Source organism: Methylorubrum sp. SL192 (assembly GCF_026672325.1).
Lineage (GTDB): Bacteria > Pseudomonadota > Alphaproteobacteria > Rhizobiales > Beijerinckiaceae > Methylobacterium > Methylobacterium extorquens.
In genome coordinates this window covers 3791172-3816353 of sequence record NZ_JAPPQV010000003.1, presented here as the reverse complement: position 1 = coordinate 3816353, position 25182 = coordinate 3791172, and the positions used below count along the sequence as shown (strand labels likewise).

Annotated in this window: 17 protein-coding genes and 1 pseudogene; 9 read left to right on the top strand and 9 right to left on the bottom strand. The window is 69.2% G+C overall.

The window, feature by feature from the left end; genetic code table 11:
• Positions 1-46: 46 nt before the first annotated feature.
• From fdhF to OVA30_RS18555, 6 genes are all read right to left on the bottom strand, one after another.
• Positions 47-2899: a formate dehydrogenase subunit alpha gene (gene fdhF, locus OVA30_RS18580; RefSeq protein WP_056505196.1), complete on the bottom strand. Its 2853-nt coding sequence runs from the start codon at positions 2897-2899 to the stop codon at positions 47-49.
• 12 nt (positions 2900-2911) lie between these two features.
• Positions 2912-4471 (bottom strand): formate dehydrogenase beta subunit, encoded by a 1560-nt coding sequence (locus tag OVA30_RS18575; protein ID WP_056461073.1) that lies wholly within the window; start codon positions 4469-4471, stop codon positions 2912-2914.
• Positions 4468-4941 carry a formate dehydrogenase subunit gamma gene (locus OVA30_RS18570; protein ID WP_003604593.1) on the bottom strand — a complete coding sequence of 158 codons (474 nt, stop codon included), beginning with the start codon at positions 4939-4941 and terminating at the stop codon, positions 4468-4470. The genes OVA30_RS18575 and OVA30_RS18570 overlap by 4 nt, the downstream gene beginning before the upstream one ends.
• Before the next feature lie 491 nt (positions 4942-5432).
• Positions 5433-7412, bottom strand: a complete 1980-nt coding sequence (locus OVA30_RS18565; RefSeq protein WP_268176337.1) for a BCCT family transporter — start codon at positions 7410-7412, stop codon at positions 5433-5435.
• Between the two features lie 169 nt (positions 7413-7581).
• Positions 7582-8799 carry a serine hydrolase domain-containing protein gene (locus OVA30_RS18560; RefSeq protein WP_268176336.1) on the bottom strand — a complete coding sequence of 406 codons (1218 nt, stop codon included), beginning with the start codon at positions 8797-8799 and terminating at the stop codon, positions 7582-7584.
• A gap of 72 nt (positions 8800-8871) precedes the next feature.
• Positions 8872-9366, bottom strand: a complete 495-nt coding sequence (locus OVA30_RS18555; protein ID WP_182567898.1) for a DUF427 domain-containing protein — start codon at positions 9364-9366, stop codon at positions 8872-8874.
• A gap of 86 nt (positions 9367-9452) precedes the next feature.
• Between OVA30_RS18555 and otsB the strand changes: the two genes are divergently transcribed.
• Together otsB and OVA30_RS18545 are read left to right on the top strand one after the other, a co-directional pair.
• On the top strand, positions 9453-10208 hold the full coding sequence (gene otsB / locus OVA30_RS18550; RefSeq protein WP_268176335.1) for a trehalose-phosphatase: 756 nt from the start codon (positions 9453-9455) through the stop codon (positions 10206-10208).
• Between the two features lie 90 nt (positions 10209-10298).
• The gene (locus OVA30_RS18545; RefSeq protein ID WP_012255495.1) at positions 10299-11300 is read left to right on the top strand and encodes a glucokinase; all 1002 of its coding nucleotides are present in this window, start codon (positions 10299-10301) and stop codon (positions 11298-11300) included.
• A gap of 14 nt (positions 11301-11314) precedes the next feature.
• Here OVA30_RS18545 and OVA30_RS18540 read toward each other — a convergent pair whose 3' ends face one another.
• Positions 11315-12859 (bottom strand): putative bifunctional diguanylate cyclase/phosphodiesterase, encoded by a 1545-nt coding sequence (locus OVA30_RS18540; protein ID WP_268176334.1) that lies wholly within the window; start codon positions 12857-12859, stop codon positions 11315-11317.
• A gap of 7 nt (positions 12860-12866) precedes the next feature.
• A complete protein-coding gene (locus tag OVA30_RS18535; protein ID WP_056117503.1) occupies positions 12867-13412 on the bottom strand; it encodes a heme NO-binding domain-containing protein in 546 nt (181 codons plus the stop codon).
• A gap of 264 nt (positions 13413-13676) precedes the next feature.
• Between OVA30_RS18535 and OVA30_RS18530 the strand changes: the two genes are divergently transcribed.
• The 5 genes from OVA30_RS18530 (at position 13677) to tuf (ending at position 20411) form a co-directional block, all read left to right on the top strand.
• A complete protein-coding gene (locus OVA30_RS18530) occupies positions 13677-14573 on the top strand; it encodes a DUF3108 domain-containing protein (protein ID WP_015952598.1) in 897 nt (298 codons plus the stop codon).
• A 216-nt stretch (positions 14574-14789) separates the two neighbouring features.
• The gene (locus tag OVA30_RS18525) at positions 14790-15134 is read left to right on the top strand and encodes a hypothetical protein (RefSeq protein ID WP_268176333.1); all 345 of its coding nucleotides are present in this window, start codon (positions 14790-14792) and stop codon (positions 15132-15134) included.
• Between the two features lie 189 nt (positions 15135-15323).
• Entirely contained in the window at positions 15324-18746 is a 3423-nt protein-coding gene (locus tag OVA30_RS18520) for a helicase-related protein (RefSeq protein ID WP_268176332.1), read from the top strand.
• 76 nt (positions 18747-18822) lie between these two features.
• A complete protein-coding gene (locus tag OVA30_RS18515; protein WP_015824489.1) occupies positions 18823-19098 on the top strand; it encodes an RNA-binding S4 domain-containing protein in 276 nt (91 codons plus the stop codon).
• Positions 19099-19220: 122 nt separating this feature from the next.
• The gene (gene tuf / locus OVA30_RS18510) at positions 19221-20411 is read left to right on the top strand and encodes an elongation factor Tu (protein ID WP_012255488.1); all 1191 of its coding nucleotides are present in this window, start codon (positions 19221-19223) and stop codon (positions 20409-20411) included.
• 914 nt (positions 20412-21325) lie between these two features.
• On the opposite strand, the gene OVA30_RS18505 is transcribed toward tuf, so the two are convergent.
• Positions 21326-21475, bottom strand: a complete 150-nt coding sequence (locus OVA30_RS18505) for a DUF6065 family protein (RefSeq protein WP_268176331.1) — start codon at positions 21473-21475, stop codon at positions 21326-21328.
• Between the two features lie 351 nt (positions 21476-21826).
• Between OVA30_RS18505 and OVA30_RS18500 the strand changes: the two are divergent.
• Positions 21827-22314, top strand: a pseudogene (locus OVA30_RS18500) (hypothetical protein).
• A gap of 494 nt (positions 22315-22808) precedes the next feature.
• Positions 22809-25175: a hypothetical protein gene (locus OVA30_RS18490; protein WP_268176330.1), complete on the top strand. Its 2367-nt coding sequence runs from the start codon at positions 22809-22811 to the stop codon at positions 25173-25175.
• The last annotated feature ends 7 nt before the right edge of the window (positions 25176-25182 follow it).

Sequence of the window (25182 nt, the reverse complement as noted above, 5' to 3'; positions counted from 1 at the left end):
AGGATCGGACGTCTGGGGGCGGGCCGAAACCCGCCCCGTTGGAAGACTATTCCGCCGCCTCGGCGATGCGGGTGAGCGAGAAGTCCTCCTCGTAGAACTTCGCCTGCCAGTCGGAGGGCCGGTTCGTGCGCCGCACCTGCACCGCCGTCACCTTGTATTCGGGGCAGTTGGTCGCCCAGTCCGAATAGTCGGTGGTGATGACGTTGGCGCCGGTCTTGGCGTGGTGGAAGGTCGTGTAGACGATCCCCGGCTGCATCCGCTCGGTGACCTTGGCCTTCAGCGCGATGTCGCCCGAGCGGCTCTCCAGGGCGACGAGGTCGCCATCGACGATGCCGCGCATCTCCGCGTCGAAGGGGTGGATCTCCAGCACGTCTTCCTCGTGCCAGCGGGAGTTCTCGGTCCGCCGCGTCTGCGCGCCGACATTGTACTGCGAGAGGATGCGGCCCGTGGTGAGGATCAGCGGGAACTTGCCCGTGGTCCGCTCGTCGGTGGGCACGTATTCCGTGATCATGAAGCGGCCCTTGCCGCGCACGAACCGGTCCACGTGCATCATCGGCGTGCCGAGCGGCGCCTTCTCGTTGCACGGCCACTGGATCGAGCCCAACTCCTCCAGCTTGTCGTAGGAGACGCCGGCGAAGCTCGGGGTGAGCGCCGCGATCTCGTCCATGATCTCGGACGGGTGGGTGTACTCCATCTTGTAGCCCAGCGCGTTGGCGAGCAGCACCGTGCCCTCCCAGTCGCCGTAGCCGCCCATCGGAGCCATCACCTTACGCACGCGGGAGATGCGGCGCTCGGCATTGGTGAAGGTGCCGTCCTTCTCCAGGAACGAGGCGCCCGGCAGGAAGACGTGGGCGTATTTGGCGGTCTCGTTCAGGAACAGGTCCTGGATCACGATGCACTCCATGGCCTTGAGGCCGGAGGTGACGTGATGGGTGTCGGGGTCGGACTGCGCGATGTCCTCGCCCTGGATGTACATGCCCTTGAAGCTGCCGCCGACGGCCTCGTCCAGCATGTTGGTGATGCGCAGACCCGGCGCGTTGTCGAGCTTGGCCCCCCAGATCGCCTCGAAGCTCTCGCGGGTGGCGTCGTCCGAGACGTGGCGGTAGCCCGGCAGCTCGTGCGGGAACGAGCCCATGTCGCAGGAGCCCTGCACGTTGTTCTGGCCGCGCAGCGGGTTCACGCCCGCACCCACCATGCCGATATTGCCGGTGGCCATGGCGATGTTGGCCATGCCCATCACCATGGTCGAGCCCTGGCTGTGCTCGGTTACGCCCAGCCCGTAATAGATCGCCGCCTTGCCGCCGGTGGCGTAGAGCCGGGCCGCGGCGCGGATCTCCTGCGGATCGACGCCGGTGATGGCCTGCGCGGCCTCCGGCGAGTTGCGCTCCTCGGCGATGAACCGGGCCCAGGACTCGAACTCGGCCAGATCGCAGCGCTCGCGGACGTAGTCCTCGGCGATCAGCCCTTCCGTGACGATGACGTGGGCGAAGGCGTTGATGAAGGCGACGTTGGAGCCAGGCTTGAGCGGCAGGTGATGGTCGGCCCGGATGTGGGGCGACTTCACGAGGTCGATCTTGCGCGGGTCGGCGACGATGAGGCGGGCGCCCTCACGCAGGCGCTTCTTCATCCGCGAGCCGAAGACGGGGTGACCGTCGGTCGGGTTGGCGCCGATGACGAGGATCACGTCGGATTCCTCGACCGACTTGAAGTCCTGCGTGCCGGCGGAGGTGCCGAGCGTGGACATCAGGCCGTAGCCGGTCGGCGAGTGGCAGACGCGGGCGCAGGTATCGACGTTGTTGTTGCCGAAGGCGGCGCGCACCAGCTTCTGGACGAGGTAGGCCTCCTCGTTGGTACAGCGCGACGAGGTGATGCCGCCGACCGAGTCGCGGCCGTACGTCGCCTGGATGCGCTTGAACTCGGAGGCGGCGTGATTGATCGCCTCCTCCCACGACACCTCGCGCCACGGATCCGTGATCTTCTCGCGGATCATCGGCTTGGTGATGCGGTCCTTGTGGGTGGCGTAGCCGTAGGCGAAGCGGCCCTTGACGCAGCTATGGCCCTCGTTGGCCTTGCCGCCCTTGTAGGGCACCATGCGGACGACCTTGTCGCCCTGCATCTCCGCCTTGAAGGCGCAGCCGACACCGCAATAGGCGCAGGTCGTGACCTCGGAATGGTCCGGCTGGCCGTATTGGTGGATCGTCTTCTCTTGCAGCGTCGCGGTCGGGCAGGCCTGGACGCAGGCGCCGCAGGACACGCATTCGGACTGCATAAAGTTGGTCGGGCCCGCCGCCACGCGGCTGTCGAAGCCGCGGCCCTCGATGGTCAGTGCGAAGGTGCCCTGCGTCTCCTCGCAGGCACGGACGCAGCGGTTGCAGACGATGCACTTCGACGGATCGTAGGTGAAGTAGGGGTTCGACTCGTCCTTGGGCAGGTAGCGGTCGGAGGCCGGCTTGACGTGGTTGTCGCCGTCATAGCCGTAGCGCACCTCGCGCAGGCCGACCTGACCTGCAGTATCTTGCAGCTCGCAATCGCCGTTGGCGGCGCAGGTCAGGCAGTCGAGCGGGTGGTCGGAGATGTAGAGCTCCATCACGCCCTTGCGCAGCCGATGCAGCTTGTCGGTCTGCGTGTGCACGACCATGCCGTTCTCGGCCGGGGTGGTGCAGGAGGCGGGCGTGCCGCGGCGGCCGTCGATCTCCACGAGGCACATCCGGCAGGAGCCGAACGGCTCCAGCGAATCCGTGGCGCAGAGCTTCGGGATCTTGGTGCCCATATGCATCGCGGCGGCCATGACCGAGGTGCCCGCGGGCACGGTCACGCTCTCGCCGTCGATGGTCAGCGTCACCGTCTGCTCATTGAGCCGGATCGGCGTGCCGTAGTCGATTTCCTTGATGAGGGTCATGCGACGGCCTCCTCACTCGGCCGCGACGGGCAGATCGCCCGCGCGCCGAAAATCCTCGGGGAAGTTGGTGATCGCGCTCATCACGGGCATGGGCGTCAGGCCGCCCATGGCGCAGAGCGAGCCGTCGGTCATGATCTCGCAGAGATCTTCGACGAGCTTGAGATTGGCCTCCGGTCGGATGCCGGAGATGACCTTGTCCATGGTCTCGACGCCGCGGGTGGCGCCGACCCGGCACGGGGTGCACTTGCCGCAGGATTCGGTGGCGCAGAACTCGAAGGCGAAGCGGGCCTGCTTGGCCATGTCCACGGTGTCGTCGAACACGACGATGCCGCCATGGCCGACGAGGCCCTTCTTGGCCGCCATCGCCTCGTAATCGAGCGGCGTGTCGAGCAGATCGTCGGGGAAGTAGGCTCCGAGCGGACCGCCGACCTGCACCGCGCGGACCGGCCGGCCCGAGGCCGTGCCGCCGCCGAAATCCTCGATCACCTGACGGATGGTGATGCCGAAGGCGTACTCGATCAGGCCGCCCTGCCGGATGTTGCCGGCGAGCTGAATCGGCAGGGTGCCGAGCGAGCGGCCCATGCCGTATTCGGCGTAAGACTTGGCGCCGTGCTCCAGGATGTACGGCACGGCCGTGAAGGTCATGACGTTGTTGACCAGCGTCGGCTTGCCGAGAAAGCCCTTCAGCGCCGGGATCGGCGGCTTGGCCCGGACGATGCCGCGCTTGCCCTCAAGGCTCTCCAGCAGCGAGGTTTCCTCGCCGCAGATATAGGCGCCGGCGCCCAGCCGGACTTCCAGGTGGAAGCTCTTGCCGCTACCCAGAATGTTGTCGCCGAGGACGCCCGCCCGCACGCCGTTGGCGATGGCATCGCGCAGGGTCTTGAAGCTCTGCGGGTACTCCGAGCGGCAGTAGATGTAGCCGCGGGTGGCGCCGGTCGCGACGGCGGCAATGGTCATGCCCTCGATCAGGTTGAAGGGATCGCCCTCCATCATGATCCGGTCGGCGAAGGTGCCGGAATCGCCCTCGTCGGCGTTGCAGACCACGTATTTCTGGTCCGATTGGGCCAGCATCACCGTGTTCCACTTGATGCCCGCCGGGAAGCCGGCGCCGCCGCGCCCGCGCAGTCCCGAATCGCGCACCTGGGCGACGATGCCCTCGGCGCCGAGCTTCAGCGCGGCCTCCAAACCGCGGTAACCGCCATGGGCCCGGTAATCCTCGACCGAGACCGGATCGACCACGCCGCAGCGGTGGAAGGTGAGCCGGTGCTGCTTGGCCAGGAACGGAATCTCTTCCGGCTTGCCGAGGCGGAGCGCGTGCTCCCCACCTTCGGTGAGCCCGGCATCGAGCAGGCCCTCGACATCGGCCGGGGTTACCGGACCGTAGGCGATGCGGCCCTCAGGGGTCGCGACTTCGACCATCGGCTCGAGCCAGAGCAGGCCGCGGGTGCCGGTGCGGACGATGCGCACGTCGAGACCGCGGGCTTCCGCGCCGGCGAAGATCGCCCGGGCGACGCGGTTGGCACCGAGCCCGAGGGCGACGGCGTCCTGCGGGACGTAGAGGGTGATGCTCACGCGCGGGCCTCCTTGAGGGCGGCGTCGAGGGATTCGGCGGAGAGGCGAGCGAGCGGCTCGTCATCGACCAGGGCGGCGGGCGCGTTGGCGCAGAGGCCGAGGCAGTAGACCGGCTCGACGGTCACGCCGTCGGCGCTGGTACCGTGCCAATCGCAGCCCATCCGCGAGAGGATCTCGCCGTGCAGCCGGTCGGAGCCCATCGCCTGGCAGGCCTCGGCCCGGCACAACTTGACATGGTGGCGCCCGGCCGGCGGCTCGCGCCGGAAGTCGTGGTAGAAGGTCAGGCAGCCATGCACTTCGGCGCGCGATAGGTTCAGCGCGTCGGCGATCATCGGCACCGCCTGCGCGTCGACGTAGCCGAACGCCTCCTGCAGAGCATGCAATATAGGGAGAGTCGCACCCTCCAGGGATTGCAGCCCGGCGACGATTGCAGCCGCGCGGGTCGCGTTCCAAGGCTCGGGACTGACCATCGTTTCCTGCCCAACTTGGTTTTGTTCTAAGGCCGGATCCAACCAGGGCCGGCACTAAAGTTCAATCAAGCAGTCTCGTGGTTTGACAAAAATCTTCGATCAAAACGACTCAGTTGCAGTGCATCATCCGCTCAACGGCGATTCAAACTTTTTTTGAAACGGCGAAAAATTTTCTTCGAGGCCATCGGGCTAGAGGCGCTCGGAACAACGTAAAGCGGTATTTCCGCGATCGTCGCGGACGTGAGATGAGGGATGCTTCGGACCCTCGCTGCCGTCTCGGAGACGCGCTCCAAGTCTGTGGGTCGATGAGGTGTCCATCGCCTCGGCAGCACGCGGCGACGATCGCCAAGGCCTGTAGCGCCGCCTGCGATGACGGCGCGGCAGGGTTTGCGGACGGAAGCCGGGGCGGTCCCCTTATGCGCTTGAAGCGCCCCGCAGCGATGCCGGCCGAGACCGGCAGACCCGACCTCGGCCCGTCCGACGCAATCGGTTCAGGCAGCGCCCCGGACCGCCCGGAACTGTGCATAGCGCTTCAGGAGATCGTCGATGACTCGATCCCGGCCGTAGCCGGTGACGTCGTGCGGGCGGTCGCCCTCGGAGGTCTGAACGAGGGCGCGATAATGGCGCTCATCCGACGACTTCGACGGATTCTCGGCCCAGGCGAAGCTCGGATTCCGCAATCCGCGCACGCGGATGCCGTAGCGGAAGGCGCCACGGTCCCCGTAGGGAACGATCAGATCGATGCGCTCGGCCGACCGCACGACCTCGGGCGACAAGCCGCTCTCGCGCATCTGCCCGGCCACCGCTTCGAGGGCGGGCGCGACCGTCTCGTCGAGGAAGGTCTTGAGGTCTTCCCTGCGGTAGGAGTGGGTGATCGCCGCCAGCCGCTCCTGCCAGGACAGGCCGCCCGTCGGCCCGGCGGCGGGCGAGGACAGGTCGAGGCCGCCGGCACGCCCCTCCAGTTGGAGGGCCCGGAGCAGGCCGTAGCAGATGAAGATCATCACGATGGAGAAGGGCAGGGCGCTGGCGATGGCCGCCGTCTGGAGCGCCTCCAGGCCGCCCGCCACGAGTAGCACGGCGGCGATGGCGCCGCTGCTGACCGCCCAGAACACCCGCTGCCAGAGCGGCGGGTTGTCGGCCGCGCCCGAGGTGATCATGTCGATCACCAGCGCCCCGGAATCCGCCGAGGTAACGAAGAAGAAGATCACCAGCAGCGTCGCCAGCCCCGAGGCGATCATGCCGAACGGCAGGTGCCCGAGCATCTCGAATAGGGCGACCGGCATGTTGTCCTTGACGATCTGCGCGAGCGGCACCGCGCCGGCGCGATCCATCTCGATGGCGGTGTTGCCGAACACGGTCATCCAGAAGAACGTGAACAGCACCGGCACCAGCAGCACGCCGGTGACGAATTCGCGGATGGTGCGCCCGCGCGAGATCCGGGCGATGAACATGCCGACGAAGGGCGACCACGCGATCCACCAGCCCCAGTAGAACAGCGTCCAACTGCCGAGCCATTCATTGGGCTTGTAGGCGTAGGTCTGGAGCGTGCGCTCGACCACCGCCCCGAGATAGGCGCCGAGATTCTGAACGAAGGCCTGGAGCAGGAACACCGTCGAGCCGGTGATCAGCACGAAGGCGAGCAGCACGACGGCCAGGATGATGTTCAGTTCGGACAGGACCTTCACGCCCTTGTCGAGCCCCGAGGCGACCGAGAGCGTGGCGCAGCCGGTGATGGCGGCGATCAGGATGATCTGTACGAAGGTGTTGTTCGGTACGCCGAACAGGTGGGTGAAACCGGCATTGACCTGAAGCACGCCGAGCCCGAGCGAGGTCGCGACGCCAAAGATCGTGCCGAGCACCGCGAAGATGTCGATCGCGTGCCCGATCGGACCGTTGATCCGGTCACCGATGAGAGGGTGGAGGGCCGAGCGCACCGTCAGCGGCAGCCCGCGGCGGAATGCGAAATAGGCCAGCGCCAGCCCCACGACGATGTAAATCGCCCAGGCATGCACCCCCCAGTGGAAGAAGGTCAGCACCATCGCCCGCTGCGCAGCCTCGATGGTCTTGCCCTCGCCGACGGGGGGCGTGGCATAGTGCTGAAGCGGCTCGGCCACACCGAAGAAGATCAGGCCGATGCCCATGCCGGCGCTGAACAGCATCGCGAACCACGACAGGTAGCTGTAGTCGGGCTCGCTGTCGTCCGGCCCCAGCTTCACGTCGCCGTAGCGGCTCAGCATCAGGAAGATCGCGAAGCCGAGAAAGCCGGCGACGACGGCGATGTAGAACCAGCCGAATTCGTGCACGATCGCGGCTTGTAGGCTGTCGAAGATCGACTTGGCCTGTGCGGGAAACAGCGCGCTGAGACCGGCGAAGGCGAGCGTCAGCCCGGCCGAGGTGAAGAAGACCGGCGGATTGACCTGCATCCTCGGGCCGCGTCGACCGAGAGGGCGCCGGTCGTTGAGATCGTTCATGTCCGCTCGGGCTTCCCTTGGTGTCTTCGAACGATCCGGTCGCGGCGGATGCAGACAGGCTCACGGCATCGGCGCGAAGGCGGTCCGCCCCGATGCCGAGAAAGGCTCATCGACATATGTTAATGGCCGCGCTTCCGTTCCCGAGGCCCGTCCGGAACGGTGAAGACCCTCAGCTCTCGATGGCGGCGTAGGTCAGCACCCGCAATTCGCGGCGCAGGGGCAGGGCGGAGGAGGGGACGAGCTGGGTAAGCAGCAGCACCGCCATGTCCTCGTCCGGATCGATCCAGAACGACGTGCTCGCCACCCCACCCCAGGACACCTCCCCCGGCGTGCCCAGGATCTGGGCGCGGGCCGGATCGAGCATCACCGAAACCCCGAGACCGAAGCCGATGCCGGCATAGGACGATTCGGCGAAGCGCGGCTGGCCCATGGCGGCGAGATCGCCGGGCAGGTGGTTCATCAGCATGAGCTCGACGGTCTTGCGCCCGACAAGCCGCACGCCGTCGAGTTCGCCGAGATTCAGGATCATCCGGCAGAAGCGCAGGTAGTCGGCGGCCGTGGAGACGAGCCCGCCCCCGCCCGAGGCCAGCGGCGGCGGCGCCAGGAAGCGGCTGCCGACGCTGTCGTCGTAGAGGCGCAGCTTGCCCGCGCGGTCGAAGGCGTAGTTCGCCGCAAAGCGCGCCTGCTTCTCTTCCGGCACGAAGAAGTCGGTGTCGTCCATGCCGAGCGGGTGCAGGATGCGCGTGCGCATGAACTCGGCGAAGTCGGTCCCCGACACCACCGCCACGAGATGGCCGAGCACGTCGGTGGCGACCGAGTAGTTCCACTCCGCCCCCGGCTGGGCCAGCAGCGGTTGCGCCGCGAGCTTGGCCACGAGGTCGCCGAGCGGAAGGGTCGAGGTCTGGAAGTCGATCTCGTTCTGGCGGTAGAGCGCGTCGACGAGCGTCGCCTCCATGAAGCCGTAGGTCAGCCCGCTGGTATGCGTGAGGAGGTCGCGGATCGTGATGGCGCGGAGCGCCGGCTCGGTCTCGAGCTTCGCCCGGTTGCCGCCGGTCATTACTCGCATGTCCGCGAATTCGGGCAGGAAGCGCGAGACCGGATCGTCGAGCTGGAAGCGGCCCTCCTCGTAGAGCATCAGCACCGCGAGCGAGGTCAGCGGCTTCGTCATCGAGTAGATGCGGGTGATGGTGTCGGCGGCAAACGGCCTGTCCCGCGCGAGGTCGGCATGGCCGTGGGCGCGGAAGAAGGCGGTCTGGCCACCCCGCAGCACGCTCACCGAGAGGCCGGCCAGGCGCCCGCTCTCGACGTAGCTCCGCATCCAGGCATCGATCCGTTCGAGGCGGTCGGGACAGAGGCCGACGTCTCGGGGATCGGTCTCAACCTGCATGCGCGGCTCCTCGCGTTCGTGTCAGAGGCCCGTGTAGCGGCCTCGCACGGAGGGGCGCTAGCCCGAAAACCGTCACCAGCCCATCGTGCCGGGCCCGCCCTTGAACGGGCCGACGAGCCCCGGCGTGATCCAGCCGCCATAGAAGCCGCCGGGCTGCGGCTCGGCTCGCACGTCGCCGACGAGGCAGGCATCCATCGGCCCGGCATAGAAGGCGACGTAGCCGGCGATGGGCCGGAAGCCCGGCGTCGGGTCGGGATAGGCCCAGGCCGCCCCCGGTGCCCGTTCTCCGCCGCCCGTCACGTCGAACAGCACGGCCCTGCCTTTCCACTCGCAGATTCCGGCCCGGCGCGGAGGTCCGAGCACCCCCTCCGCGATATCCTGGGGCGGGACGTAGTAGGTCGGCGGGTGGCTCGTCTCCAGCACCCGGAAGCCGGCCGTGGTCGCGGCGATGGTCCGGCCGCCGAGGATGACGGTCAGCCGCTCCGGCACCGGCTCCAGCCGGGGCGGGCGGGGATAGTCCCAGACGCTTTCCTGCCCTGGGCCGGGGCGGACGGGGATGGGCCGCACGGGCGCCTCCGTTGGTGTCGCATCAGCGGTTTGTCGCAACCGCCCCTCATGCTAGCGCATGGGCAGCCCGAGAGAAGGACGACGCCGTGAGCGAGACCGCAGACTACGCCCTGTTCCTCGATTTCGACGGCACCCTGGTCGAGATCGCCCCGCGCCCCGACGCGGTGCAGGTCGATCCCACCCTCGTGCCCGCGCTGGAGCGGTTGCGCGAACGGCTCGGCGGCGCGCTCGCCATTGTCACCGGACGGCCGGTTGCGGTGATCGACGACTTCCTGAGGCCCGCCCGGTTCGACGTGGCCGGGCTGCACGGCGTCGAACGCCGGGTGGACGGCACCTTGAGCGGCGGACGGCCGGAGGATCATCCGGACCTGCGCGCGGGCGTCGAGCGGCTGCACGCGGAGACGGCCCGCTACGAATCCGTACTGATCGAGGACAAGGGCGCCTCGGTCGCCGTGCATTGGCGGCTCGCCACGCCGGGTGACGCGCAGGCAGCCGAAACCATCGTGAAAGCGGTGGCGGCCGATCTCGGCTCCGCCTACCGGCTCCAACTCGGCAAGGCGGTCGGCGAGATCGTGCCGGCCGACGCCACCAAGGGCCACGCGATCCGCGCCTTCCTGGAAGCGCCCCCCTATGCCGGCCGGCGCGCGATCTTCCTCGGCGACGACCGCACCGACGAGATCGCCTTCGCCTCCGTCAACGAGGATGGCGGCATCAGCGTGCGCATCGGCGACGGAGAGACCGTGGCCGGCCGCCGCATCGCCACACCCGCGGATGTGCGCGCGCTGATCAGCGCCTGGGCCGAGGGCGCACCGATCGACCCGGACACGCTGCCCGCCGCCTGACATCGTTCACCGCTTCGTTCACGGCTTGCCGAACGGCCGACGCACCCTCTGTTAAGGTCGCGGCAAAGCACCACGAGAGGCCAGAGGCGGATGTTCGAATTCCCGGTGCTGATCGGCGATATCGGCGGGACCAATGCCCGCTTCGGCCTGATCGAAACGCGGGGGGCGCCGCCCCGTCTCCTCTCGCGCGAGGCGACGCACGGCCATCCCGATCCGAGCGCGGCGATCCGGGCCTCCCTGGCGCAGGGCGGCGGGCCCGCGCCGCGCTCGGCGATCCTGGCGATCGCGGGCCGGGTCGATGCGCCGGCGGTCCAGCTCACCAACGCGGACTGGCTGGTGGACGCCGCCGCGATCGCCCGCGATTTCGGGCTCGCGCGGGTCGCCCTCGTCAACGATTACGTGCCGGTCGCCGCGGGCGCAGCCGGCATCGCGCCCGACGACCTCACGCCGATCGGCCCAAGTCGCGGTGACGCAAGCGGGCCGCGCCTCGTGCTCGGGCCGGGCACCGGCTTCGGCGCCGCCGCCCTGATCCCCTACGAGGACCGCCTCGCCATCGTCTCGACGGAGGCCGGCCACACCGATCTCGGGCCGACCGATGCGGAGGAGTTCGAGATCTGGCCGGCGGTCGAGCGTGTCGAGGGGCGGGTCACGGTGGAGACACTGCTCTCCGGTCCCGGTCTCGCCCGGATCTGCGCGGCGATCCGCGCGGTGCGGGCGGGCGGCGACGGTTCCTTGTGCGACCCGGCCGAGATCACGAGCAGCGGCCTCTCGGGCGAGGATCCGCATGCACACGCCGCGCTCGCGCTGTTCAGCAAGCTGCTGGGCCGGGTATGCGGGGATCTGGCGCTGACCTTCCTTGCCACCGGCGGGGTCTATATCGGCGGCGGCATCGCCCCGCGGATCGTCTCCGTCCTGCGGGAGGGCGCGTTCCGCGAGGCCTTCGAGCGCAAGGCGCCCTTCGCCGAGCAGATGCGCATCATCCCCACCAGCGTCATCACTGTGAAGGACCCCGCCTTCAGCGGCCTCGCGGCCCTGGCGAGCGAGAGCGAGCGCTTCGTCTATCACGGGCATGCCTGGACGCCGCAGACGTAAGGCGCGGCAGGACCTCAGGCGATGCGCCGCGCCCCGTCAAAGCCGAGATAGCCGGCGAAAGCCTCCGCCGGCATCGGCCGGCCGAACAGGTAGCCCTGGAGGTGGCGGCAGCCGAGATGGCTGAGCCAGAGGGCCTGGCCGGGATCTTCCACCCCCTCCGCCACCAATCGCAGGTCGAGGGCGCGGGCGATCTGGACGATCGCGCCGAGGATGCAGCGGGCCTCGTGCTCCTGCGCCACGTCCACGGTGAGCAGCCGGTCGAGCTTCAGCGTCTGGATCGGCAGCCGGCGAAGATAGCCGATATTGGAGTAGCCGACCCCGAAATCGTCGAGCGCGATCCGCACGCCGTGGGCGGCGAGCCGCTCCAGCTGCACCCGTGCGCGATCGAGATCGTTCAGCAGCACCTCCTCGGTGATCTCGACGGTCAGCGCCTCGGGCGGGAAGTCGAGTTCGGCGAGAAGCGCGATGACGTCGTCGGCGACCGAGCCGAGCTTGAACTGGCTCGGCGAGAGGTTCACCGACAGGGTGCGGATCGCCCCCGCCCGGACCCAGTCCCGCGCCGGCGGGCAGGCGCGGCGCATCATCCCTGCGAACAGGTCGCGCATCAGCCCGCGCTCTTCGGCGAGACCGAGGAAGGCAGCCGGAGCGAGGAAGCCGAGCTGCGGATGAACCCATCGCGCCAGCGCCTCGGCCCCGACGGGATGGCGGGTGACCCCGTCGACGATCGGCTGGAACCATGGCTCGATCGCGCCGGAGCGGATTGCCGCGCCGAGATCGGCCCCCAGGGCCTGCCGCTCCTCGATCTCCCGGCCCATCCGCGGGTCGAACCGGGTCCAAGCGGCGCGGGTCGCCTTCGAGCGGTAGAGGGCGATGTCGGCGAAGCGCTGAAGGTCGCTGCCCGTCGCGGCATCGTCGGGGAAGACGGCGATGCCGAGCGAGGCGGACGCCTCCAGCATCCGCCCGCGATAGGCGACCGGCCGGCGGATCTCCGCCACCACGGCCTCGCCGAGACGGGCGAGATCGCTGCGAGGGCCGAGCGGAACGATGGCCGCGAACTCGTCGCCGCCCAGGCGCGCCGTCACCGCCCCTTGGCCGACGGTCCCGCTCAGGCGGCGGGCGACATGCTGGAGGAACACGTCTCCGGCCTCATGGCCCAGGCTGTCGTTGATCTCCTTGAAACGATCGAGGTCGAGCAGGAGCAGGGCGAAGCGCTCGCTGCCCGTCCCGCGGCCCGCCCGGCCGACGGCGGCGCCGAGGACGCGGGCGAAGCGGGTGCGGTTGGCTAGGCCGGTGAGCTGGTCGCGCTCGGCCAGCGCCACGGCGCGCTCGCGCGCCAGGGCCAGTTCGCGCGTGCGTTCATCGACCCGCAGTTCCAGGTCCGCGGCGAAGCGGGAGAGTTGCTGGTTGAGGGCGTAGAGTTCGCGGGACTTGGCTTCGAGGAGGGACTCGGCCTCGGCGCGGGCGCTCCGCTCGCGGGCGACGCGCCGCTCCAGGCGCCGGATGCGCTCGTCGCGTTCCGGGCTTGCCGTGACCGTCGGGCCTTCGTCCGGTTCCGGCATCACGGCGTCAGGCCGCGTGCTTGATGGAGAAGCGCACGAAGGGGCCGGCCGGGTGCTCGACCCTCAGCTTGGCGATGGCGACGGGCTGGCGGAAGTGGTCGGCCGCGCCGTGGATCATGCCCTCGGCCAGCGCTTCGAGGGGCCGGCAGCTCTCGTAATCGAGATCGATCGCATCCGAGCCGTAGCGGGTGAGGCGGAACACCGGCAGTTCGGCGTCGGGGTAAAGCTTGTGGACCTCGCGGTGGATGTAGGCGTCGACGCTTTCCAGGAAATCGAACAGCGATGTCTGCACCGTGAAGAACTCGGGATAGCGCACCGCGAACCGTCGGCAGAGATGGCGGCCGAACAGCGTCAGCAGGTCGGGCACGGGCTTGCCCGTGCGGCGCGACAGGGCGGTCACCAGGGCCTGCATCTCGGTATACGGATAGGTTCCGACCGCCGTGTAAGCCCCGCCGTTCGGGACGTCCGCGTCATCAATGATGTCGTCGGCGACGTCGGAACCGAGCGCCCCGGACACGAAGTCCAGGAACTCCGTAAAAACGACGCCTTTCATACGAACCTACCGCGCCTGATCTATGATAAGACGCTCGCCCACAGGCATTACGATTGCATTAAATTTTATACAAAGGCCGGTTGCTGTCAGGCTGGTGTCATGGCGCTCGTAGGGCGTGCGTCGGCGCGCCCGGTAGCAGCGTTGCCCGAAAGCCCCCTGGCTTCGCCCGAACGGTCTGTTAACCATGGCAGGCGCTAAGCTTCCTCGTCCCAGCCGTCTCGTCCCGAGCGGCGCGGGAGCGTGGAGCCGCCCAGAGTCCAGACCATGCGCGCCAAGCCTATCCTTCGCGCCCACCTCCTGCTTCTCGCCGGGGCGCTCGCCCTTCCGGCCGGGACGCAGGCCGCGCCGCGGGCCCACAGGGCCAAGGCGGCCCCCGCGGGCGTCGCCGTCGATTACAGCGTCAACCTCGCCGGTATCCCGATCGGCAACGCCCAGCTCACCGGCGCCTTCGAGGGCGCGCGCTACCGCATGGATGTCTCGGCGGTGCTGACGGGTCTCGTCGGCGCCGTCACCGGTGGCCAGGGCTCGGCCCGCTCCTCCGGCAGCATCGCCGCGGCGCCGCTGCCGAGCGCCTTCTCGATCGCCACCCGCACCAGCAGTTCGGGTATCGCCGTGCGCATGGCGCTGGCCAACGGCAACGTCACCCAGGCCGAGGTGACCCCGCCGCTGCTCGATACCGGCGACCGGGTGCCGGTCACCGCTGCGGCCAAGCGCGGCGTGATCGATCCCGCGAGCGCGCTGATGATGCCGGCCCGCGCCCGCGCCGACCTCACCGACCCCGAGAACTGCAACCGCACGCTTCCCGTCTTCGACGGTGCCACCCGCTTCAACGTGGTTCTGAGCTACGGCGAGACCCGGCAGGTGGAAAAGCCCGGCTATAGCGGGCCGGTTCTGGTCTGCAACGCCCGCTACGTCGCCATCGCCGGCCACCGGCCCGACCGGCCGGGGGTGAAGTTCATGGAAGACAACCGCGACATGTCGGTCTGGCTCGCGCCCGTCGAGGGAACGCGGGTGCTGGTGCCGCTGCGGATCGCCGTGCGCACCACGCTCGGCACCAACATCATCGAGGCGACCCGCTGGACGCGGACGGGCACCGCGACCGCCAGCGGCGGCGAAGCCCAGCCGGGCGCCGTCGCCGATGCGAGCCTGTCGCAGCAGTAGGTTTTGCGGATCGCAATCCGGCGCGACCCGGTCATCCGCGACGCGCCCTCATCCTGAGGTGCCCGCGTCAGCGGGCCTCGAAGGATCCTCCAGATCTCGCGCGGTCCCTGGAAGATCCTTCGAGGCCGCCGCGACGCGTCGGCACCTCAGGATGAGGGGGCCGGGCGGAACCGAGCGAAGATCGAAGAAGCTCCGATGCGGTTAGGAGGCTCAACCATGCGTCGGTTCGCAAACGCTTCGACCCCCAGGAGCGCTTTGCGGAGCGTCTGCCTCGCCCTACCGCTCCTCGTCTCCGGCGCCGCTCAGGCCGACGGCCCCCTCACGACTGGGCCGGATTGCGGCCCCGACGCGTTCTCCAGCGCCCAGGTGATCGAGCACCGCCCACCGCGCCGCGGGCCGCTCACGGCGATGCCCGACACCCTCTGCACGGACCTCACGCCGCAGCAGCCGCAACCCCGGATCGACATCTACGCCTATCCGAGCGTCGGCGCCCCGGCTGGCGGGCAGGGCCCCGGCATCCCATATGAGGGACAGTCGCCGCGGCTCGCCCCGTACCGCTAGAGCGTCGTCCCGAAAGGTGGTTGCCGGCTTTCGGAAAAAAGATGATGCAAAAGCAAGAGCCTCGAGCACCGTCCCGGATCAGGTATCCGAGATAGTGCTCGAGCGGCCGACTTCCGATGCAGGGCCCAGCGCCCGGCTGCCCTCCGCTCCGCCGACGGCCCTCAGCGCCGTAGGGATCGCCGCCCCCGCATGACGCTCCGCACCCTTCACCGCGAGGCCCGCGCGCGCGGGGTCACGGCGGTGCTCGGCCCGACCAACACGGGCAAGACGCACATGGCCATCGAGCGGATGCTTCTGCATCCGACCGGCATGATCGGCCTGCCCCTCAGGCTCCTGGCGCGCGAGGTCTACCTGCGCGTGGTCGCCAAGGTCGGGTCCGAGAACGTCGCCCTCATCACCGGCGAAGAGAAGATCAAGCCGGACCGGCCGCGCTACTGGATCTGCACCATCGAGGCGATGCCGCGCGATCTCGACGTCGCCTTCGTCGCGATCGACGAGATCCAGCTCGCCGCCGACATGGATCGCGGCCACGTCTTCACCGATCGCCTGCTCTACCGGCGGGGCCGCGAGGAGACGCTGCTGATCGGCTCCTCGACCATGCTGCCGCTGGTGCAGGCGCTGATCCCCGGCGTGCAGACGACGACGCGCCCGCGTCTCTCGAGCCTGACCTTCGCGGGCGAAAAGAAGATCTCGCGGCTGCCGCACCGCACGGCGATCGTCGCCTTCTCGGCCGAAGAGGTCTACGCCATCGCCGAGTTGATCCGGCGCCAGCGCGGCGGCGCGGCGGTGGTGCTCGGTGCGCTCTCGCCCCGCACCCGCAACGCCCAGGTCGAACTCTATCAATCGGGCGACGTCGATTACCTCGTCGCCACCGACGCGGTCGGCATGGGGCTCAACCTCGACGTCGATCACGTCGCCTTCGCCGCGAATTGGAAATACGACGGTACCCGCTTCCGCAAGCTGTCCCCGGCCGAGATGGGCCAGATCGCAGGCCGCGCCGGCCGCCATATCGCCGACGGCACGTTCGGTTCGACGGGGCGCTGCCCGCCCTTCGAGCCGGAGATGGTCGAGGCGCTGGAGACGCACGACTTCGAACCCGTGCGCATGCTGCAATGGCGCAACCCGGACCTCGAATTCGCCTCGCTGGAACGGCTCCAGGCGAGCCTCGACGAGCATCCGCACGAGCAGGGCCTCACCCGCGCGCCGATGGGCGAGGACCAGCAGGCGCTTGAGATCCTGATGCGCGAGGACGACATTCGCGACATGGCCAAGGGCCCCGCGGCGGTGCGCCGCCTCTGGGACACCTGCGGCGTGCCGGACTATCGCAAGGTCCACCCGCAGACCCATGCCGACCTCGTGGCCCAGCTCTACCGCTTCCTGATGCGCGGCATGGCGGGGCGCATCCCCAACGACTGGTTCGCCCGCCACGTGGCGATGATCGACCGCACCGACGGCGACATCGACGCCCTGTCCCAGCGCATCGCGCAAGGGCGGACCTGGACCTTCGTGGCAAACAGGCCTGACTGGTTGCTCGATCCTCTGCATTGGCAGGGCGAGACGCGTCGGGTAGAGGACAGATTGTCCGACGCCCTGCACGAGCGCCTCGCGAGCCGCTTCGTCGATAGGCGCACCAGCGTCCTGATGCGGCGCTTGAGAGAGAAGACGATGCTGGAAGCCGAAATCACCTCCGGCGGTGACGTCACCGTCGAGGGTCAACATGTGGGCCGTCTTCACGGCTTCCAATTCGTGCCCGACCCGCAAGCCGAGGGCCACGAAGCCAAGACCCTGCGCTCTGCCGCCGACAAGGCGCTGGCCGGCGAGATCGAGGCGCGGGCCGACCGCTTCGCCTCGGCCGCCGATGCCTCGCTGGTGCTCTCGCATGACGGCATCATCCGCTGGACCGGCGATCCCGTCGCCAAGCTGACGCCGGGCGACAAGCTGTTCGAGCCCGGCATCCGCCTCATCGCCGACGACAGCCTGTCCGGCGCCGCGCGCGAGAAGGTCGAGACGCGGCTGGCCGCATGGCTGCGCGCGCACGTCGTGCGCCTGCTCGGGCCGCTGATGGAGATCGAGACGGCGGCCGACCTCACCGGGCTCGCCCGCGGCATCGGCTACCAGGTGGTCGAGGCGCTCGGCGTGCTGGAGCGGGCCAAGGTGGCGCATGAGATGCGCACCCTCGATCAGGACGGGCGGGCGAATCTGCGCCGTCACGGCGTGCGCTTCGGCGCTTACCACATCTTCCTGCCCGCGCTGCTGAAGCCAGCCCCGCGCACGCTCGCCGCCCAGCTCTGGGCGCTGAAGAACGGCGGTCTCGACCAGCCCGGCCTCGACGAGATCGCGCATCTGGCCAGTTCCGGCCGCACCTCGATCAAGGTCGATCAGAACATTGCCAAGGGCCTCTACCGCGCCGCCGGCTTCCGGGTCTGCGGCGAACGGGCGGTGCGCGTCGATATCCTGGAGCGGCTCGCCGACCTGATCCGCCCGGCCATTGCCTATCGCCCCGGCACGACCCCGGGCGAGCCGCCGGCCGGCACCGCGGACGGCGACGGCTTTGTGGCGACCGTGAACATGACTTCCCTCGTCGGCTGCTCGGGCGAGGATTTCGCCTCGATCCTGAAGTCGCTGGGCTACGTCGCGCAGAACCGTCCCGGCCCGGCCATCACGGTGCCCCTGGTCGCGGCGGCACCGACCGTCCCCGCCGCGCGCACCGCCGAGGCCGCACCGCAGGAGACGGCGGGCGAAGAGACCGCCGATGAGGCGACGGCGACCGAGGCGACATCGGTCGAAGAGACGCCAGCCGAGGAGACGGCTCAGGCGCGATCGCAGGACGCGCCCGAGGTCGATGCCACGGCCGAGCCGAGCGACGAGGCGGCGCCTGCCGAGGCGACGTCCGAGACCGGGGGCGAAGCCGAGACGGTCGCCGCCGAAGCCGAGCCCGCTGCGGAAGAGACGGCCGCCGCACCGGTCGAAGCCGTTGCCCCGATCGAGGAAACGGCACCGGGCGAGGCTGAGACGGCGGACGCCGCTCCCGAAGCCGCCGCGCCGATGCCGGCCGAGACCGCCGACGCCGCGCAGGCGGCTGCGGCGACCGGAGAGGTCGAGGCGGTGGACGCTGCCGATTCGGCGATTCCGGCCGATGAGCCCTCCACGGAGGCGGATGCCGCCGCCGAACCGGCCGCGCCCGAGACCGTCGAGGTCTGGCATCTGCACCGTCCGCAACGTCACACCGGTCCGCGGCCCGGCCGCGGCCAGGGACGGCCGGAGGGGCGCCAGGACGGAAGGCAAGAGGGCAGACAGGACGGCCGCCAGGATGGTCGCCAAGATGGTCGGCGTAACGACGGCCCGCGCCGTCCTCGCGAGGACCGTCCGGAAGGCGGACGTCCGGCCCGTGCCGACGGCAGGCCCGACAGCCGCCGGGAAGGCCAGGGCGAGGGCGGCCCTCGCCGCGAGCATCAGGGCGGCCGCAACCGCCCCGACCGCCGCGACGAGAACCGCCGCCCGAACCCCGAGCAGCGCCCGCCGCGCCGCGAGCGCCAGCCCGATCCCGATTCGCCCTTCGCGGCGCTCGCCGCGCTGAAGGCGAAGCTCGAATCGGACGGGGGCAAGCGCTGACGCGTCCGCGCGACAAGCGGTTGCCGGCTTTTCAGAGAGCGGGCGCCGTGACGGCTCCGGCAATCGTGATCGCCGGATGAGCGCGGGGCGCCAGCGCCTCGACAAATGGCTGTGGTTCGCGCGTTTCGCGCGGACCCGCTCGATGGCGGCCCGGCTGGTGAGCGACGGGCATGTCCGCGTGAACGGCACCCGTGCCGACGCGCCGGCCAAGGCCATCCATTGCGGTGACGTGCTCACCGTCGCCGCCCCCCACGGCACGATGCTGGTGCGGGTGCTCGATCTCGGCGAGCGCCGCGGCGGCGCCCCGGAGGCGCAGCGGCTCTACGAGCCGGTCGGCGAGGCCAGCTCCTGACGTCTCATTCGGCGCGATCCGCCCTGCCGGCAAACCTGCCGCTTGATCATCGTCGCACAAGCCTCTAATCGGTCCGCGCCTTTACGCCCGGCTTATGGCCGGTCCCGCGGTAGGATTGCACGATGGCCAAGGAAAAGTTCTCCCGTACCAAGCCGCACTGCAACATCGGCACGATCGGGCACGTGGATCACGGCAAGACGTCGCTGACGGCGGCGATCACGAAGGTTCTGGCGGAGTCGGGCGGGGCGACCTTCACGGCCTACGACCAGATCGACAAGGCGCCGGAAGAGAAGGCGCGCGGCATCACGATCTCGACCGCCCACGTCGAGTACGAGACGACCAACCGCCACTACGCGCACGTCGACTGCCCCGGCCACGCCGACTACGTGAAGAATATGATCACCGGTGCCGCCCAGATGGACGGCGCGATCCTGGTCGTGTCCGCCGCCGACGGCCCGATGCCGCAGACCCGCGAGCACATCCTGCTCGCCCGCCAGGTCGGCGTGCCGGCGCTGGTGGTGTTCCTCAACAAGGTCGACATGGTCGATGACGAGGAGCTCCTGGAGCTGGTTGAGCTGGAGGTGCGCGAGCTCCTCTCCAAGTACGACTTCCCCGGCGACGACATCCCGATCACCAAGGGCTCGGCCCTGATGGCGCTCGAGGACAAGGAGCCCAAGATCGGCAAGGAAGCCGTCCTGGCGCTGATGGCGACGGTCGACGAGTACATCCCGCAGCCGGAGCGTCCGATCGACATGCCGTTCCTGATGCCGATCGAGGACGTGTTCTCGATCTCGGGCCGCGGCACGGTGGTGACGGGTCGCGTCGAGCGCGGCATCGTCAAGGTCGGTGAGTCGGTGGAGATCGTCGGCATCCGTCCGACGACGACGACGACGGTGACCGGCGTCGAGATGTTCCGCAAGCTGCTCGACCAGGGTCAGGCCGGCGACAACGTCGGCGTGCTGCTGCGCGGCACGAAGCGCGAGGACGTGGAGCGCGGCCAGGTCGTGTGCAAGCCGGGTTCGGTCAAGCCGCACTCGAAGTTCAAGGCCGAGGCCTACATCCTGACGAAGGAAGAGGGCGGCCGCCACACGCCGTTCTTCACCAACTACCGCCCGCAGTTCTACTTCCGCACGACGGACGTGACCGGCGTGTGCACGCTGCCCGAGGGCACCGAGATGGTGATGCCGGGCGACAACGTGACCATGGACGTGGTGCTGATCGTGCCGGTGGCCATGGAAGAGAAGCTGCGCTTCGCCATCCGCGAGGGCGGCCGCACCGTCGGTGCCGGCGTCGTCGCCGCCATCAACGACTGATTTCTTTTCGGAATCGGGCGCACGGGTCTCACTCGTGCGCCCGCATCGATCGGACGAAATAAAGAGGGCCGGCGCTGCGCGCCGGCCCTTTTTTCGTGCATGCCATGGGCTTCGGGCCGCCGGCGATGGCCACGGCGCCCTTAGAGGCCTATTGATCGGCGGCACGGGTCATTCGAGCGTCGCGGCGACCACCGGAACGGGCCTTCTGCCGGGAGAGTCCGATCGCACAGGCGAAACAGCAGGGTGATCCGCAAGAAGCGCTTCAGTGCCATCGCGACCCGCGCATCGCACCTTTCGGTGTCGGCGGCCCCGCCTTGGGCCTCTGGGAGGGACCAGCCGAACCCAGACATCCCGTATCCGGGCCCTCAGCTCGAGAAGGATCCGAAGCCCTCGAAATCGCTTGTGCGAGAAACGCGGTTGGCCGGCGAGCCTTGCTGACCGTGGGGGGCGTGACTTGTCGTGGTGATGGGTGCCGACTTTGCCAGTCCAGCGTTGCTCATCGCAGGGGCGGTTCTACCGCTACGCTTCCACGTCGCAAGCATAGCCGTGCCGTTCGACATGTTGACGTCGCGCATCGAGTTGCCTTGTTGGCGAGCGATTATTCAGGAAGTGCGCAGAGAACGCGCGCTCGATGCTCATGTTCCGGGCATGTGCGCGACGAACGCGGCGGCGGTGCGAGGGCCCGCTTTCAGGCGCCGCGGCGCGACGAAAACTGCGATGTTCCATAGCGCGACATCGGCGCCGACCGGACGGGCTTGGGCCAAAATCCGCTTGGTGCGGTGGAATGTCGGTCCCTCGCGGACAGCCGGATCGCGCCCGGCGATGTAATCGTGCTGCCATCCCGCTCGGACCGCGTCCGGTTCGCCCGCTGCGATGCGCGCTTGGGAGGTCGAGTGGCGACCGCGCCATTCGTCTTAGGTGGCCTTCAGCTCGGGGGCGTCGTCGAAGCTTCTGATGCGCGGGCAGATCGCGTCGAACGTTTCGTACGGAACGGACGCGATGAAGCAGAAGCATTCGCCCTTCACGAACCGCACCGTGCCGGGCCACGTGAAGCGCCCGTTCAATCCCAGGAACCGATTCCGGCGCGCCACAATCCTCGGACCGATCCCGCAGTCGGTCGAGATGAGCTGCGCCCGTGAAGAGGGGACGCGCCGGCCGCAGGCGAACGGGGCGAACGCAGCGGCCGGCGCGCTCGCGGCTGGGAGCCGGGGGGCTCGACCACCGCGATTCATGATAGTCCCGGTCAACGCTCGCCCGAACTGAGGGCTCCCGACGCCACCTGCGGCCTTTCGCAACGTCTCCGACAAGGCCGCGCGCGCCCCCGCGCCGATCCGGTGATGTCCGTTGGAACACCGGCCGGCGCTGCCGTCTTGCCCGTTCGGTATGGGCATTCCATCCGACGGAGGGCAGGCACGATGCAGGACTATGGGACCTCGGCCGGGATCGGGTTCTTGGCCGGGTTGCGCACTATGTCGGCCTGCGCCGCACTGAGTTGGGCTGCCGCACACGGGCGGACCCGGAGCGCTGCGATCCCCGCCGGTCCCGTTGCACGGACTGTCGCCACGACGGCGGCGTTTGCCGAGATGGCCGGGGACAAGATGCCGTTCGCGCCCGACCGGCGCATTCCCCCTCGTTCGCGGTCCGGCTCGCGATCGGCGCAGTCGGTGGCTGGATGTTCGCCGGGCGCCGCGCCTCGCTCGAGGCCGGGGCACTGGCCGGCGTCGCGGGCGCCGTCGCCGGTACGCTGCTCGGTCGTGCAGCGCGGGGCCCCGGCACGGGCGCACCCTTCGGCCTCGCGCGGGGGCTCGCCGAGGATCTGGTGGCCGCCGGCCTCGCCGCGGCTCTGGTCGCCTCCGCGGAACGCCAGCATCGGGTTCGACCGTCGCACCGTCGTTCCATCTGAACCCGAGACGGTCTGATTCACGGGCGCAGGATGGCTCGCGCACCCCGACGCCAGCCACGGCGCATGCGCCATCACCGGCGATGTTCGTGGAGGCCTACAGATACGGGCGCCGGCTCAAGTCCCTGTGCGACCGGAGGCTCTACGAATTCATCTGCCAGACCTGGGGGAAACGGCCAGACCGGCTCAGGCTCGATCCGGCACACTCCAGGTTGGGACCGAACATCCAGCGCGCCTTTTCTGGGGCCGCACCTTGTCCGGCCATGGCAGAGTGCTGACGGTCACGCCTGAGTGCGGGAAGAGATGTCCGGCATATAAGTCGTTGCCATCGAACGACTTAGCTGAGGCTTGGCTGGGGCGCCAGGATTCTGACCCAGCGGCCAACTCCGCGCAAACCACTGATTCCTCGGCGGAATCCGGGTCGCATCTGAACATGTCGTACAGAAATGTGTGACGCCGATCAAGGCCCGATCCGCCGCTGCTGATATTGCCTGTCCATGGGCACGTATCACGTGTCACGAACCATTGCTGAATCCTACGGATGTCCCGGCGGACTTCAGATCGGGCACGCCCGCACCTATCTGCGCAGGATGGCCAGTTCCAACATCTCAATCCGCCTCGAGAAGCTGCGCTTTCTCGTCGACGACCTGCGGCTAACGTCCGCGCTGTCCGGCGCCGCGCCTGATGCCTGGTCCGGCCGACTGATCGCGCGGCACGTCCTGGTGCGCGCCTACGACGTCGTCGCCCACAGCCGCGGGCTGCGCCGGCTCGTCCAGCCGTTCGGATCGATCCAGGCCTTTAACGACGCCAAGGAGACCTACGCCACTTGGTTCGACGAGTACTTCAAGACGACCCGGCATAAGCTCAGCGCTCACGTCCAGGATCTCGACTTCGGGCGTCGCATCGAGCTGTGGAACGACGTGGAGGCCGGCAAGATTGGTGTCTTCGTCGACGGCGCCGCGCAAATCTACGAGGCGTTGGCAGGCCTCGGGCTGCCGGGCTACGCGCCGCTGCCCGCGGCTCCGGCCGAGATCGGCGACGCCGCCTTCGCGGCCGCGCTCATAGATTTTCGCGCGTCCGCCGCTGCCCCGCGCGCGGAGTTCGCCGCCGACCCGCTCGGGATGACGCGGCCGGGGACGCTCAGCGGCATGGGAACGACGCCGCTCCACGAGCGGGCATCCCAGCTCGCCCTGATCGCGCGCTGGATTGCCTGGGATCAGGCGGTGCTCGATCGGTTCTCGGCGTTCCCTCGGGTGCGCAGAATCCTTCAGGCGCGGCTCGTCACGGACGTCGTCAGCTTCGCCGACTGCCTCGTGACCCGGCCGGTCGCCGCGGGGGCGCTGCAGGCGTTGACGGGTCTCGACGACCTGCTTGCGGCTGAGGGAGGCCCCTCGGAGCCTCTGACGGCCTTCCTACGCACGTATCGTTTCGAACAGGCGGTCGATCGCCTGCGGCCGGCGCGCAACAAGTTCGGGGCGCATCTCGACGACGATCCGACGATGGGACTGTCGGACGTGCTCGCCCTCTTCGACGCGCTGGATTGGTCGGACGTGCCCGCCGTCGCCGAGACCCTGCGGACAGCCTTTCGCGCCGCCTGCCACGAACGCGTCTACCTGATCAGCTATCTCGCGGACGGCGAGGAGATCCGCGGCGCGGTGCCGCGGCCGAGCGATACCGTGACGGCTTACGACCCGACGGCGCCCGCCGCGGCGTGGCCTCGACTCGCGCGGCCCGGCGACCGGTCGGAAGGCGATCTTCGCGCGGCCCTAAGCGACTGGCTCGGCCCGGACGCGGACCGCGCAGAGGTCGCGGCGGAGATGTTCCGGGCCGTCTGCTCCGGCAATGCCGGCGAGGCGTTCGTGCTCGAACACGCTATCGGCAGCGGCCAAAGGTGGGAACACCATACGTTCACGCGTGGCCATCGTGTCCTCCTCGACGAACTGTCGAACGCCCGCACCCCAGAGGAGGTCGGGCGGCTGCTGGAACTGCTCCTGCGGGCCAGCCGCAATCACCCCGTCCGAGCCGCCGAGGTTCTGGTCCGCTTCGCCGCGGAGCCCGGTGCGCAATGGCAGTGGCCAGGCTTCTGCCGGGCGCTCGGCGAGGTCGCCGCTTGGGATGCCCCGTCGCACCTCGGACCCCTGCGCGCCGCAGCCAGGCCCGACGAACCCTGGGACCTGCGCCGCGCGGCCATCCTCGGCCAGTTCGGCTGCTTCGTCCGGTTCGAGGGCGTCCTGCGGGTGAACAGCGGCGGCCCGACGCTGGACTTAACGCGGGATATCGAGCCACTCCTCGCCTCTACGACGCCCCATCAGCGTCTGGAGTTACGGCTCGCGATGGTGAGCGCTTTCTGCGCGTACGGCATGGACATCTTCGTGCGCGCGTTCGAGACCGAGCTCCGGGCGCTCCACGACGACCTGCACGCGCTCGTCCGCGACGAGTTGGGGCGTCAAGGCCGCCCGGAGCGCAGCGATGCCGCGCTCAAGCTCATCGCCCACCTCGACATGGTCGGCGTCGTGCTGCTGCTCACCGAGCCTTCGCCCGGACCGGACGTGCGCGAACTGCTCGGGCTCGTGCAGGACGGGACGATCGTCCCGGCACGTCACGATCTGGCCGGACGGCATCTGGCTTGCTGCCTCTGGCTGGCAGGGGACATCGAGCGGGCGCTGACCGTGGCGACGCGGTTGACGCAGCGCCAGCCCGGATCCGCATCCTACGAACTGCTGCGGCTCGAAATCCTGACCAACCACCCCGGCTGCAAAGAAGAGGTCATGGCCGGCGCGGTGCGCCTCCGGCGCGATTTTGACCTGTCGGCCGAGGAGCTTGCGCGGGTATCGGCGATCGAGGCCTCGCCCGAACCGACCTGATCCAAGT

Bases quoted from the DNA above. Each gene is read 5' to 3' on its own strand.
- fdhF (WP_056505196.1), bottom strand. From the start codon at position 2,899: ATGACCCTCATCAAGGAAATCGACTACGGCACGCCGATCCGGCTCAAT.
- OVA30_RS18570 (WP_003604593.1), bottom strand. From the start codon at position 4,941: ATGGTCAGTCCCGAGCCTTGGAACGCGACCCGCGCGGCTGCAATCGTC.
- OVA30_RS18565 (WP_268176337.1), bottom strand. From the start codon at position 7,412: ATGAACGATCTCAACGACCGGCGCCCTCTCGGTCGACGCGGCCCGAGG.
- OVA30_RS18560 (WP_268176336.1), bottom strand. From the start codon at position 8,799: ATGCAGGTTGAGACCGATCCCCGAGACGTCGGCCTCTGTCCCGACCGC.
- OVA30_RS18545 (WP_012255495.1), top strand. From the start codon at position 10,299: ATGTTCGAATTCCCGGTGCTGATCGGCGATATCGGCGGGACCAATGCC.
- OVA30_RS18540 (WP_268176334.1), bottom strand. From the start codon at position 12,859: ATGCCGGAACCGGACGAAGGCCCGACGGTCACGGCAAGCCCGGAACGC.
- OVA30_RS18535 (WP_056117503.1), bottom strand. From the start codon at position 13,412: ATGAAAGGCGTCGTTTTTACGGAGTTCCTGGACTTCGTGTCCGGGGCG.
- OVA30_RS18530 (WP_015952598.1), top strand. From the start codon at position 13,677: ATGCGCGCCAAGCCTATCCTTCGCGCCCACCTCCTGCTTCTCGCCGGG.
- OVA30_RS18525 (WP_268176333.1), top strand. From the start codon at position 14,790: ATGCGTCGGTTCGCAAACGCTTCGACCCCCAGGAGCGCTTTGCGGAGC.
- OVA30_RS18520 (WP_268176332.1), top strand. From the start codon at position 15,324: ATGACGCTCCGCACCCTTCACCGCGAGGCCCGCGCGCGCGGGGTCACG.
- OVA30_RS18515 (WP_015824489.1), top strand. From the start codon at position 18,823: ATGAGCGCGGGGCGCCAGCGCCTCGACAAATGGCTGTGGTTCGCGCGT.
- tuf (WP_012255488.1), top strand. From the start codon at position 19,221: ATGGCCAAGGAAAAGTTCTCCCGTACCAAGCCGCACTGCAACATCGGC.
- OVA30_RS18490 (WP_268176330.1), top strand. From the start codon at position 22,809: ATGGGCACGTATCACGTGTCACGAACCATTGCTGAATCCTACGGATGT.